At 71.6% G+C, this 11,552-nt stretch carries 12 protein-coding genes; 4 read left to right on the top strand and 8 right to left on the bottom strand.

The genetic code is table 11. From position 1 onward, the window contains the following. Positions 1-168: 168 nt before the first annotated feature. From MTP10_RS32220 to MTP10_RS32205, 4 genes are read left to right on the top strand one after another with little or no spacing between them, the layout of a single operon-like run. The gene (locus tag MTP10_RS32220; RefSeq protein WP_310714152.1) at positions 169-792 is read left to right on the top strand and encodes a hypothetical protein; all 624 of its coding nucleotides are present in this window, start codon (positions 169-171) and stop codon (positions 790-792) included. Next, positions 789-1,115: a transcriptional regulator gene (locus MTP10_RS32215; protein WP_310714150.1), complete on the top strand. Its 327-nt coding sequence runs from the start codon at positions 789-791 to the stop codon at positions 1,113-1,115. The genes MTP10_RS32220 and MTP10_RS32215 overlap by 4 nt, the downstream gene beginning before the upstream one ends. Continuing rightward, on the top strand, positions 1,112-1,993 hold the full coding sequence (locus MTP10_RS32210; protein WP_310714148.1) for an ABC transporter ATP-binding protein: 882 nt from the start codon (positions 1,112-1,114) through the stop codon (positions 1,991-1,993). The genes MTP10_RS32215 and MTP10_RS32210 overlap by 4 nt, the downstream gene beginning before the upstream one ends. Continuing rightward, complete coding sequence (locus MTP10_RS32205; protein ID WP_310714147.1) at positions 1,986-2,726, top strand: ABC transporter permease; 741 nt, start codon at positions 1,986-1,988, stop codon at positions 2,724-2,726. The genes MTP10_RS32210 and MTP10_RS32205 overlap by 8 nt, the downstream gene beginning before the upstream one ends. Before the next feature lie 118 nt (positions 2,727-2,844). Here MTP10_RS32205 and MTP10_RS32200 read toward each other — a convergent pair whose 3' ends face one another. The 8 genes from MTP10_RS32200 to MTP10_RS32165 all read right to left on the bottom strand — a co-directional run bounded on the left by MTP10_RS32200 (position 2,845) and on the right by MTP10_RS32165 (position 11,489). After that, on the bottom strand, positions 2,845-4,089 hold the full coding sequence (locus MTP10_RS32200; RefSeq protein ID WP_310714145.1) for a trypsin-like peptidase domain-containing protein: 1,245 nt from the start codon (positions 4,087-4,089) through the stop codon (positions 2,845-2,847). A gap of 156 nt (positions 4,090-4,245) precedes the next feature. Next, positions 4,246-5,796, bottom strand: a complete 1,551-nt coding sequence (locus MTP10_RS32195; RefSeq protein WP_310714143.1) for an AMP-binding protein — start codon at positions 5,794-5,796, stop codon at positions 4,246-4,248. 114 nt (positions 5,797-5,910) lie between these two features. Beyond that, entirely contained in the window at positions 5,911-6,738 is an 828-nt protein-coding gene (locus MTP10_RS32190; RefSeq protein WP_310714141.1) for a MetQ/NlpA family ABC transporter substrate-binding protein, read from the bottom strand. Positions 6,739-6,774: 36 nt separating this feature from the next. Continuing rightward, positions 6,775-7,431 (bottom strand): methionine ABC transporter permease, encoded by a 657-nt coding sequence (locus MTP10_RS32185; RefSeq protein WP_310714139.1) that lies wholly within the window; start codon positions 7,429-7,431, stop codon positions 6,775-6,777. Continuing rightward, positions 7,428-8,378, bottom strand: coding sequence for an ATP-binding cassette domain-containing protein (locus MTP10_RS32180; RefSeq protein WP_310714138.1), 951 nt, complete (start codon positions 8,376-8,378; stop codon positions 7,428-7,430). The genes MTP10_RS32185 and MTP10_RS32180 overlap by 4 nt, the downstream gene beginning before the upstream one ends. 307 nt (positions 8,379-8,685) lie before the next feature. Continuing rightward, positions 8,686-8,814, bottom strand: a complete 129-nt coding sequence (locus MTP10_RS32175; protein ID WP_310714137.1) for a hypothetical protein — start codon at positions 8,812-8,814, stop codon at positions 8,686-8,688. Positions 8,815-8,929: 115 nt separating this feature from the next. Further along, positions 8,930-10,192 (bottom strand): alpha-amylase family protein, encoded by a 1,263-nt coding sequence (locus MTP10_RS32170; RefSeq protein WP_310714134.1) that lies wholly within the window; start codon positions 10,190-10,192, stop codon positions 8,930-8,932. After that, on the bottom strand, positions 10,176-11,489 hold the full coding sequence (locus MTP10_RS32165) for an FUSC family protein (RefSeq protein ID WP_310714132.1): 1,314 nt from the start codon (positions 11,487-11,489) through the stop codon (positions 10,176-10,178). Before MTP10_RS32165 ends, MTP10_RS32170 begins: the two co-directional genes overlap by 17 nt. Positions 11,490-11,552 lie beyond the last annotated feature (63 nt).

Below are 11,552 nucleotides of genomic sequence, written 5' to 3'. Positions count from 1 at the left end.
GCACGCCGCCGATCAGGATGACCTGGTCGCCAGATTCCTGTCAACCACGGGTGACCAGGGAATACTGCAGCGCGCATCCGACCCGAACAGTGACATTTCGTCGAGTGTTGTGTTGGCGACATCAGCTGGTTTAATATACAAACCAGTTTGGCGGTGAGAGAGGTTGAGATGACAGACGACGCCGAGGCCCCGCCCAGTCCCGCGGAGACGCTGCGGCTCATCGAGGAGCAGCAGGCCGCCACGGTCAGGCGGCTCCAGGGCGAGCCGCTGCTGCTCTACGTCCCCTGGGGGGTCGCCTGGCTGATCGGTTTCACCGCGCTGTTCCTGCACTTCGGGCTGGACGGCCGGCCGCTGGCGCCGATCTCGCAGATGCAGGCGGTCGGCGTGCTCCAGGGCGCCCAGGTGCTGGCGGGCGCGTTCGCCGGCTACGGCATCGCGAGGATGAGCGGGCAGCTGCGCGGCGACAGCTCGGCGCGCGGGACGATGATCGGCTTCACCTGGCTCGCCGGGATGGTCCTCGTGTTCGCCATCGGCATCCGCATCTCCCTGGTCCTGCGGGAGGAGGAGGCCCAGCTGCTCTGGGCGGGCCTGTCGCTGCTCGTCGTCGGCGTGATCTACATGATGACGGCGGCGGTCTGGCTGAACTGGCCGATGTTCTTCCTCGGCGCCTGGACGATCGCGGTCAACGTCGTCGGGATCATGCTGGGCGCGGGCTGGCAGGCGCTGCTGAACGCGGTCCTGGTCGGCGGCGGGTTCATCGGGGCGGGGATCTGGCTGCGGTGGCGCGGATGACGGCCGACCCACCTCCGCCACCCGAGCTCGACCCCGTCATCCACGCCCAGGCCCGGCTGCGGGTGGTGGCGGCGCTCAACACGCTGGGAGACCGCGACGACATGGCGTTCCCGGCGCTGAAGGACCTGCTCGGCATGACCGCGGGCAACCTGTCCGTCCACCTCACCAAGCTGGAGGACGCCGGATACGTCCGGATCACCAAGACCCACAGAGGCCGCACCCCCGTCACGTACGTCGGGCTCACGAAGCGCGGACGGCTGGCCTTCGACGAATACACCAGGGCCATCCGCGCCCTGATCGACACCGCTGGAGGCTCCACATGACGGTCCTCGCCCGCACGGCCGAGGTGACCCGGAGGTACGGCGACGTGCTCGCGCTCGACCGGGTGTCGATCGACATCCGCGCCGGGGAGCTCGTCGGCCTGCTCGGCCCGAACGGGGCCGGCAAGTCCACCCTCATCAACCTGTTCGTCGGCCTGCGCCGGCCGACGTCCGGCACCGTGGAGCTGCTCGGCGGCTCCCCCCAGGATCCCGTCGTACGGCGGGGCATCGGCGTCACCCCGCAGGAGACCGGCCTGCCCGAGGCGCTGCGGGTCGGCGAGATCGTCGACTTCGTGTCCGCGCACTACCCGCGCAAGGCCGACAGGTTGGAGCTGCTCGAACAGTTCGGGCTCCAGGACCTGGTCAAGCGGCAGATCGGCGGCCTGTCGGGCGGGCAGAAGCGGCGGCTGGCCGTGGCGCTGGCCTTCGCCGGCCGGCCGCGGATGGTGTTCCTCGACGAGCCGACGACCGGCCTCGACGTGGAGGGCCGGCGCGCGCTGTGGGAGGGCATCAGGGGCTTCCACGAGCAGGGCGGCACGATCGTGCTGACCAGCCACTACCTGGAGGAGATCGAGGCGCTGGCGCAGCGGGTGATCGTCGTCGGCCATGGACGGGTGCTGGCCGACGACACCGTGACCGCGATCCGCGACGTGGTCGGCGTGCGGCGCGTGTCGCTGACCGCGGCCGCGCTGCCCGAGCTGCCGGGCGTCCTCGGCGTCGAGCGCGAGGACGGCCGCGTCCACCTGCTCACCACCGACCCCGACCGGCTGGTGGTGGAGCTCGTGCGCAGCGGCACGCCGTTCTCGGGGCTGGAGATCCGGCCCACCACGCTGGAGGAGGCCTTCCTGGCCATCACCTCGAAGGAGACCGCTCATGTCTAGCCTCATCCTCGCCCACACCCGCTACCAGCTCCTGGAGCAGATCCGGGTGCCGATCGGCCTGGTGGCCAGCGCGTTCTTCCCGGCGGCCTCGATGCTGGCGTTCGTCGTGCCGTTCGCGGGCGACGACCCGGTGGGCGCCACCCGCGCGACCGGGTCGATGATGATGATCGGCGCGATGTCGGCGGCGCTGATGGGGCTGAGCATCTCGGTCGCGCAGGACCGCGAGCAGCCCTGGAACCCCTACCTGCGCACCCTGCCCGCCGGGCCGCTCCCCCGCTTCGCCGGGCGGATCCTCACCACCATGGCGGTCATGATCGCGGCAGCCGTGCCGGTGGTGGTCATCGCGGCGCTGCTCACCGCGGCGACCGTCACGGCGCCCAGGCTGGCGCTCGGGCTGGCGGCGCTGCTCGCCGGGGCCGTGCCGTTCATGTTGATCGGGCTGTTCCTGGGGTTCCTGCTGGCCTCGAAGGCGGCGATCGGCGTGTCGCAGGTGGTGTTCTTCCCGGTCGCGATCCTGGGCGGGCTGTTCATGCCGCCGCAGATCATGCCGGAGTTCGTCCAGGCGCTCTCGCCGTACGTTCCGAGCCGCGGCGCGGTGGAGCTGGTGTGGGCCGCCACCACCGGCTCGGCCCCGAACGTGACGGCGCTGGTCATGCTGGCCGCATGGACGGTGGCGGGGGCGCTGGCCGCCGGCTGGGCCTACCGGCGCGACGAGGGTCGCCGGTTCTCCTGACGCCCTGCACGCGACGACGGCCCCGGTCTCCGGGGCCGTCGTATCGCAGACCTGAACGGGGGTGTGCCGCCGAGTCCGCAGCGATCTCGACGGCACACCCGTCCGTGAGGGGGTCCTGTTATTTCTTCTCTTCGAGAGTGACGGTGACGTTACTCGTCTTTCCATCCCTCATATATGTGATCTGAACCTGTTGGCCCACTTTGAAACCTCTGACCTGGCCAACGACCGTGTCGCCGCCGTCGACGGGCTTGCCGGCGATCTTCGTGATGAGGTCGCCCTCCCGGAGTCCGGCCTTGGCTGCGGGGCTGCCCTGGATCACCTGGCGCACCAGGGCGCCGGTGACATCACCGGTGGCGTCGGTGACGCTCACGCCGAGGTAGGCGTGGCTGACCTTGCCGCCGTTGACGAGCTGGTCGGCCACCTGCTTGGCGGTGTTGATGGGGATCGCGAAGCCCACCCCGATGCTGCCGCTGCTGCCGCCGTTGGTGGCGATGGCGGTGTTGATGCCCACGACCTGGCCCGCGGCGTCCACCAGGGCGCCGCCGGAGTTGCCGGGGTTGATCGCCGCGTCGGTCTGGATGGCGCCGCCGATCGTGGTGGTCTCGGCTGACTGACCGCCGGGCTGCCCCCAGCCGGGCGGGCCCTGCTGCTCCTGCTCGCCGCCGACCGTGAGCGTGCGGTCCAGGGCGCTGATGATGCCCGCCGTGACCGAGCCCTGCAGGCCGAGCGGGCTGCCGATGGCCAGGACCGGCGAGCCGACCCTGACCTGGTCGCTGTCGCCGAGCTGGGCCGGGGTCAGGCCGGACACGCCCTCGGCCCTGATGACCGCGAGGTCGCTCGTCGGGTCGGTGCCGACCACCGACGCCTTGGCGGTCTTGCCGTCGCTGAACTTCACCGACATCTGACCGCCCTGCCCGGCACCCACGACCACATGGTTGTTGGTGAGCACGAGGCCGTCGGCGGACAGCACCACGCCGGAGCCCTCGCCGGTGCTGCCCTGGATCATGACGACGGACGGCTGCAGCTTCGCGGCGACGTCCGAGACGGTCAGGGTGCTGGCCGCCTGCTTGAACGAGGCGGGCGCCGGGGCGGCCGTGGCCGCCACCGTGTCAGGCTGCATCGCGGTGGCGACGGCGGCCCCCGCCGCACCGCCGCCGAGGGCCATGGCGGCCAGGGCGAGGCCGGCGATGGCCTTCTGACGGGTGGAGATGCCCGGCCTGGCGGGCGCGGGCGGTGGGGGCGGAGGTGCGGGGTGACCCATGATGATGGTGTCTCGCCGGGGGAACCCCCCGGCGGAGGGCGGCGTGTCACCGAACTGGCTCCAGCCGCCGTTTCCCTGCTCGCGAGGCTCGTTCGCGTTCATTGTCATCTCCTCAAGTCCCGATGACCCAAGAGTGCCAAGTCGCGCGTAAGTGCAGGTTAAGACCGTGATCAGAGGTTCCTGAGAGCCCTGACACGGGCCTTATCACCGCTGGTGGGGGCTCGGTCACCTGTCCCGCGAACCAGAAAAAATCTTCATTTACCCGGACGTGCCGGGGTCGGCGGCCGGCCAGTACTCGTCCCGGAGCAGCCGCTTGTACAGCTTTCCGGTGGCGTGGCGCGGCAGCTCCTCACGGAAGTCCACCGACCGCGGGCACTTGTAGGGGGCCAGCCGCGAGCGGCAGTACGCGATCAGCTCCTCCTCCAGCCCCGGCCCCGCCTCGGCCATGGACGCCGGCTGGACCACGGCCTTGACCTGCTCGCCCATCTCCTCGTCCGGGACACCGAAGACGGCCACGTCGGCGACCTTGGGATGGACGGACAGGACGTTCTCCGCCTCCTGCGGGTAGATGTTCACGCCGCCCGAGATGATCATGTAGGAGAGCCGGTCGGTGAGGTAGAGGAAGCCGTCGGCGTCGAGGTGGCCGATGTCGCCGAGCGTGGTCCAGCCGCGCCCTCCGGGGTCCTGCACGGAGCGGGTCTTGCCGGGGTCGCCGTGGTACTCGAAGCGCACGCCGCTCTCGAAGTAGATGACGCCCGTCCGCCCCGCGGGCAGCTCCTCGCCCCGCTCGTCGCAGACGTGCACGGGGCCGAGCAGCGAGCGGCCGACCGTCCCCGGATGCGCCAGCCAGTCCTGCGGTGAGGCGTACAGGAAGCCGTTGCCCTCGGTGCCCGCGTAGTACTCGTGGACGATCGGGCCCCACCACTCCATCATCCGCTCCTTGACCTCGACCGGGCAGGGCGCGGCGGCGTGGATGGCGCACGTCAGCGACGACAGGTCGTACGACTTGCGCGTCTCCTCCGGCAGCTTGAGCAGCTTGCTGAACATGGTGGGCACGAGCTGCGTGTGCGTGACCGCGTACCTCTCGACGAGCCGGAGGTACTCCTCGGGGTCGAAGCGCTCCATCACCACGACCGTGGCGCCCAGCCGCTGGAACGTCATGCAGTAGCGCAGCGGGGCGGCGTGATAGAGCGGCGCGGGCGACAGGTAGACGCTGTCACCGGTGGGCCCGAACAGGCCCGCGACCAGCTTGTAGAGCATGGTGGGCTCGGTGAGCGAGGCCCGCGGCAGGGACGGCTTGACGCCCTTGGGGCGGCCGGTGGTGCCGGAGGAGTACAGCATGTCGGCGCCCTGGCGCTCGTCGGGGATCGGCGTGACCGGCATGCCGGCGACCGCCCTCTCGTACGACTCGAACCCCGGCGCCGTGCCCTCCAGCATGAGGCGGCGCTCGACGCGGGGTGTGGCGTCCGTGATGGACGCGGCGACGCCGGCCAGGTCCGCGCTGGAGATGAAGACGCGGGCGCCGCAGTTGCCGACGATGTAGGCCAGCTCGTCGGTGAGCAGCCGTGAGCTGATCGCCGTGTAGTAGAGGCCGGAGCGGTGGGCCGCCCAGGCGATGGCCAGGAAGAGCGGGTGGTTGCCGAGCATGAAGGCGACGTGGTCGCCCGGCCGCAGCCCGGCGGCGCGGAAGAGGTGGGCCAGCCGGTTGGACTCCTCGTCCAGCCGCCGGTAGGTGACGATCTCCCCGGAACCCGCCATCACGACAGCGGGTTTGTCGGGGTTCGCTGCCGCGATCACTCCCGGGTACATGAACCGAACACTATTCGGTCATCGGCCGCCACGCCAGCATCCTGATCTTCGCGTGCCGGTCCGGGCACGGCGGAGCCGCGGCCTCGTGCCGAGACCGCGGCTCCTTCACGGGGGTCACTGCGCGGGGATGACCGAGCCCTGGTACTTCTGCTTGATGAACTCCTTGACCTTCGGGTCCTGCAGGAGCTTGCCCAGGGTGACGATCCCGGCGTCCTTCTCGTGCCCGGCCTGCACGACCAGGCCGTTGACGTACGGGTTGCCCTCGCTCTTCTCCAGGGCCAGCGCCTGGGAGGCGGGCTTGAGCCCGGCCTCGATGGCGTAGTTGCCGTTGATGACCGCGGCGTCCACGTCGTCGAGCGAGCGCGGGAGCTGGGCGGCCTCCAGCGGCTTGAACGTCAGCTTCTTCGGGTTGCCGGTCACGTCACGCTCGGTGGCGGCGGTGCCGGCGCCGTCCTTGAGGGTCACGACGCCGTTGTCGGCGAGCAGCTTCAGCGCCCGGCCGAGGTTGGTGGCGTCGTTGGGCAGGGCGACGGTCGCGCCGGAGGGCAGCGCCGCCAGGCCGGTGACCTTCTTGGAGTACAGGCCCAGCGGCTCCAGGTGGACGGGCGTGACGAAGCTCAGCTTCGTGCCCTTGGAGGCGTTGAAGTCGTCCAGGTACGGCTTGTGCTGGAAGAAGTTGGCGGTCAGCTGGCCCTCGCTGAGCTGCACGTTCGGCTGCACGTAGTCGGTGAACTCGACCACTTCCAGCTTCAGGCCGGCGGCGGGCGCCAGGTTGTCCTTGACGTAGTTGAGGATCTCGGCATGCGGCACCGGGGAAGCGCCCACCTTGATCACGGTGTCGGCGGACTCGGCGCCCGCGCTCGTGGTCGCGGACTGCGACGTGCCGCATGCGGCCAGCAACACCGACAGCGCGGCCACACCTACAATGTTCCGAAATTTCATGACTTTTCCTTTATTTAGTGATGGTGTACGTGTGAGTCAGCGGTGCGACAGCCGGCGGGCCACCGCGTCGCCCAGGCTCTGCACGACCTGGACGATCACGACCAGGAGCACGACCGTGACGATCATGAGCAGGGTCTCGAAGCGCTGGTAGCCGTACCTGACGGCCAGGTCGCCCAGCCCTCCCCCGCCGATCGTCCCGGCCATCGCGGAGTAGCCGATGAGCGCGACGATCGTGACGGTCAGCCCCGCCACCAGGCCGGGGAACGCCTCGGGCAGCAGCACCTTCCGCACGATGGTCGTACGGCTCGCGCCCATGGCCTGCGCGGCCTGCACCACATCCGACCCGACCTCGCGCAGGGCCGTCTCGACCAGCCGCGCGAAGAACGGCACCGCGCCCACGGTGAGCGGCACGACCACGGCGGCGGTGCCGATCGTGGTGCCGACGACCAGCCGGGTGAACGGGATGATCGCGATCATCAGCACGATGAACGGCAGCGACCGGCCGACGTTCACCACCACGCCCAGCACGGACCTCAGCGCGGGGAGCGGACGCAGCCCGCCACGGTCGAAGACCACCAGCGCCACGCCCAGCGGCAGCCCGAACAGCACGGTGAGCAGCGTCGACCAGCCGACCATCTGCGCGGTCTGCCCGGCGGCCTCCCACAGCAGCGGGGTCATCTCGTCCCAGGTCATGAGGCCACCTCCACGAGCAGTCCGCGGTCGCGCAGGTAGGCGAGCGCGGGTTCGGCGTCACCGGTGATCGAGACGCGCAGCCGGCCGACCGCGCCGCCGGCCAGCTCCTCGATCGAGCCGCCGAGGATGCTGATCTCGACGTCGAACTTGCGCACCGCCTCCGACACGACGGGCCGCTGGGGGTCGCCGGTGAAGGTGAGCGTGACCGAGCCGGGCGGCGCGGGCTCGGGCAGCGGGAAGATCTCGCGGGTGAGGCGGGAGCCGGGCGTCCGGATGAGGTCCGCGATGGCACCGGACTCCTCGACCCGGCCGCCGGCCATGATGGCGACGGAGTCGCAGACGCTCTTGACGACGTTCATCTCGTGCGTGATGAGCAGGATCGTCAGGCCCAGCTCGGTGTTCAGCCGCTTGAGCAGGTCGAGGATGGAGCGGGTGGTGGCCGGGTCGAGCGCCGAGGTGGCCTCGTCCGACAGCAGCACCGACGGGTTGCCGGCCAGGGCGCGGGCGATGCCGACGCGCTGCTTCTGGCCGCCGGAGAGCTGGTGCGGGTGGTCGCCGCCGCGGCCGCCCAGTCCCACGAGGTCGAGCAGCTCGGCGACGCGGCGGGCGCGCTCGGCGCGGGGCACGCCCATGACCTCCAGCGGGAAGGCCACGTTGCCCGCGACGGTGCGGGAGGAGAGCAGCGCGAAGTGCTGGTGGATCATGCCGATGCGCTGGCGGGCGCGGTTGAGCTCGCGGGACGGCAGGGCGGTCAGGTCCTGCCCGGCGACCGTGACGGTGCCCGCGGTCGGCCGTTCCAGCAGGTTGACGCAGCGCAGCAGTGTGCTCTTGCCGGCGCCGCTCTGACCGAGCACGCCGTAGATCTCGCCTTCGCGCACGCGCAGGTCGACACCGTCGAGGGCGACGGTCTCGCCGTACAGCTTGCGCAGGCCGGAAACCTGGATCACGTGAAAACCCCACACTGGCAGCGGCCACGCCGCTGGAACGGACGAACGTCTGGAACCGTCTTCAATAGCGGACGCCTGGAGGAGACGTCCGCTCCGGACGACGGACGGACCGGAAGGACCGGAAGGACCGGGGCCGGGCGGCGGCGCGAGTCAGTGGGCGCCGGGGTGGAACGGCAGGTGGCTCAGCCTGCGCAGCACGTAGCTCGGTGCGATCATCTGAAGACCTTCGGGGGGGAGGGCGGACGGTTCCTGGCGCCGGCGGGCCGTTCCGCCCTCGGGCGGGTTACGGCAGGCGGCCGGCTCGCGGTCAGCGGGCGGTGGGGGCCGCCGCGCGCATGTGCGCGCCGGTCATGGCCCGCATGTGCGCCGGCTCCATGGCCCGCGTCATCGTCCGCGCGTGCGCGCGTGTCGCCGCGCGCATTCGCCGGGTGCGCATGCGACAACAGCGTCCGCCGATGGGAGCGCCGGGGTTGCTCGCGTGTGCCTCGTCCACGTCAGGTGCCAACAGATTCCTTGCTTCCCTATATTCCCGACACATTTGGTGATCTATGTCACGCCGGCTTCTCGGCGAGGATCCGCCACGCGTGCGGGCCGACGACCGCGGGGTCCTGGTGGCCGCGCTCCGGCTCCAGCGGCGTCAGCCGGGAGACGTCGATCGGGAAGCGGTAGGCGCGGTCGTCGAGGTTGAGCAGGGTGATCAGCGCCTCTCCCCCGGCGCTCGACCTGAGCGCCGCGGCCGTGTTGGTCAGGTGCTCGACGGTCGTGCGGGCGCGCACCAGCCACGGGTGGCGCCGGCGCATGCCGACGAGGTTCTGGTGCAGGCGGTACACCGCCCGGCCGTACGGGGCCAGGTCTCCGGGCGCGGCCGGGAAGGCGGGCCGGATCGCGTCGTCGCCGCCCTCGCGCTCCTCCTTCAGCCCCTCGAACGCCTGCTCGTCGCCGGAGTACAGGCTGGGCACGCCGCCGGCGGTGAGCAGGATCGCCAGGGCGTGGCCGAGATGGCGCCGGTCGTCGAGCCGGGTGGCGATCCTGGTGACGTCGTGGTTGCCGACGAAGGTGAGCGGCGTGAACGCGCCGAGCAGGTCGTTGTGCCGGTCCAGGGCCCAGGCCAGCTCGAACAGGTTGCGGTCGTTGAGCGAGCTCCAGACGGCCTTCCACAGCTCGTACTGGGTGACGGAGTCCAGCCCGGACTCCTTGACGTACCCGGTGTAGTCGCCGTGGATGACCTCACCGGCGAACCACGCGTCCGGATGCCTCTCCCTGACGCCCGGCAGCACCTGGCGCCAGAACGACGGGGGCACGGCGTAGGCGGCGTCGAGCCGCCAGCCGGCCGCGCCGCGCGTCAGCCAGTGGTCGAGCACCGCGGCGACGTGGTCGCGGACGGCCGGCAGGCCGTGGTCGAGGGCGACCAGGCGCTCGTGCCCCTCGAAGGTGTCGTAGCCGTCCCGTCCCTTCCTGAACCAGTCGGAGCCGGCGGCGAAGGATCTGCCGACGTGGTTGAACACGCCGTCGAGCACGATCCGCAGCCCGCGTCCGCGCGCCTCGGCGACGAGGGAGTCGAAGTCGGCGTCGTCGCCGAGGCGCGGGTCGACGCGGAAGTGGTCCACGGTGTCGTAGCCGTGGGTCTCGGAGGCGAAGATCGGGCCCAGGAGAAGGCCGGAGCAGCCGAGCTCGACGGCGTAGTCCAGCCACGGTTCGAGCTGCCGCAGCCGGTGCCGGACCGGCTCACCGGGCGGCGGGGCGACGGCGGGGGCCCCGGTGAAGCCGAGGGGGTAGACCTGCCACAGGATCGCGTGGTCACTCCACGACGGCACGGGCACTCCTCACATCGTCGGACCGGCTCTCGGCCCTGTCGTTCCGGCTGTGTACGGCGTTCTTCTGGCTGTGTACGGCGTTCTCGCGGCTCCGCGCCGCGTCCTTCCCGCTCCGCGCCGCGTCCTTCCGGTGGCGTACTGCCCAGGGTAGGTAGCCGAAACCGAGGGCGAGCGCGCAGCCGATGGCCGTGTCGGCGATCCGGTGACCGGCCATGCCCGCGGACGCGCCACCGCTGAGCAGCAGGACCAGGGGCGTCATCACGGCGGCGTACGCGGCGGGGCGGCGGTCCTTCAGCGGCGGCCTCAGGGCCGCCAGCGCGGCCACGAGCAGCGCCAACGGCCACGCGGCCGACGCCCAGGCGGGCATGACCGCCACGGCGAGGGCGCCGAGGGCGGTCCCCGCGGCCCGCTCGACGGCCCGCCGCGCCGCGCCGGTCAGCCGCCGCCGGACGACGATCACCACGGTGACGGAGATCCAGGACGCGGTCGGGTGGGGCCAGAGGAGTGCGATGACCTGGGCGGCCCCCAGGCAGGCGGCCAGCCGGCCCGCGTACTGCCGGCTCGTGGCACTCCACATGCCGCGCCACGCCACCCGCTGTGCCTTGCCCTTCCCGGTGCGCCCCTCCCGGGCACCTCCCGCCTGGACGCGCCCCTCCCGGGCGCCTTCCGCCTGGGCTGAGCCCGCCGCTCGGCCCAGTGGCAGGGCGAGCAGCACGCCCCACACGATCCCGACGGTGACGACGACGGCGACGGCGAGCGGGTGACCCTGCCGCGCCAGTCCGGTGGTGATGACCATGAAGGTGATGAAACGGGTGGCGGTCTCCGCCATGGCCCGGCTGACGCCGCCGACCAGCGCCGCCGCGGCCGCCAGAACGACCAGCGCCGACGCCCCGGCCCACCCGTGCCCGGCCACAGCGGCACCGGCGAACCCGGCAGCGGCCACGGCGACCACGATCCCGGCCCCCCTGCCCACCATCCTCCCCCACGCCCACTCCGAACGCCTTCCAGCCCGCCGAGCCCCGGCCCCCGAACCGCGACCGACCGCAACACCGCCCGCAGCACCGCCGGCAGCACCGGCCGCTGGGGCGTCAGCCGCCGAAGCGGCAGGGCGGCCGCCGAACGCGGACGAGCCGGGCGCCGGAACCTCGGGCGTCGCGGCCCCGGACGCGGAGACGCCGGTCGCGGCCAGGGCGCCGACGGCGGCGAGAGCGCCCAGGGCGGGGTGGCCCGTGGCGACTCCCAGGGCGACCGGCCCGCCCACGCCCAGCGCGGCGGCGGCCATCCGAAGCCAGATCATACGCAGAGCGTATCAATATGAGGGCCGTTTTCAGCAACTGCGGAGATATTCAGTAAGTGGTAG

This window comes from Nonomuraea sp. 3-1Str, from assembly GCF_031570565.1.
Classification (GTDB): Bacteria; Actinomycetota; Actinomycetes; order Streptosporangiales; family Streptosporangiaceae; genus Nonomuraea.
Note: the sequence above shows the minus strand (reverse complement) of the source record. Positions and strands in the feature narration are given on the sequence as shown.

Bases quoted from the DNA above. Each gene is read 5' to 3' on its own strand.
- MTP10_RS32220 (WP_310714152.1), top strand. From the start codon at position 169: ATGACAGACGACGCCGAGGCCCCGCCCAGTCCCGCGGAGACGCTGCGG.
- MTP10_RS32215 (WP_310714150.1), top strand. From the start codon at position 789: ATGACGGCCGACCCACCTCCGCCACCCGAGCTCGACCCCGTCATCCAC.
- MTP10_RS32210 (WP_310714148.1), top strand. From the start codon at position 1,112: ATGACGGTCCTCGCCCGCACGGCCGAGGTGACCCGGAGGTACGGCGAC.
- MTP10_RS32205 (WP_310714147.1), top strand. From the start codon at position 1,986: ATGTCTAGCCTCATCCTCGCCCACACCCGCTACCAGCTCCTGGAGCAG.
- MTP10_RS32200 (WP_310714145.1), bottom strand. From the start codon at position 4,089: ATGAACGCGAACGAGCCTCGCGAGCAGGGAAACGGCGGCTGGAGCCAG.
- MTP10_RS32195 (WP_310714143.1), bottom strand. From the start codon at position 5,796: ATGTACCCGGGAGTGATCGCGGCAGCGAACCCCGACAAACCCGCTGTC.
- MTP10_RS32190 (WP_310714141.1), bottom strand. From the start codon at position 6,738: ATGAAATTTCGGAACATTGTAGGTGTGGCCGCGCTGTCGGTGTTGCTG.
- MTP10_RS32185 (WP_310714139.1), bottom strand. From the start codon at position 7,431: ATGACCTGGGACGAGATGACCCCGCTGCTGTGGGAGGCCGCCGGGCAG.
- MTP10_RS32175 (WP_310714137.1), bottom strand. From the start codon at position 8,814: ATGCGCACCCGGCGAATGCGCGCGGCGACACGCGCGCACGCGCGGACG.
- MTP10_RS32165 (WP_310714132.1), bottom strand. From the start codon at position 11,489: ATGATCTGGCTTCGGATGGCCGCCGCCGCGCTGGGCGTGGGCGGGCCG.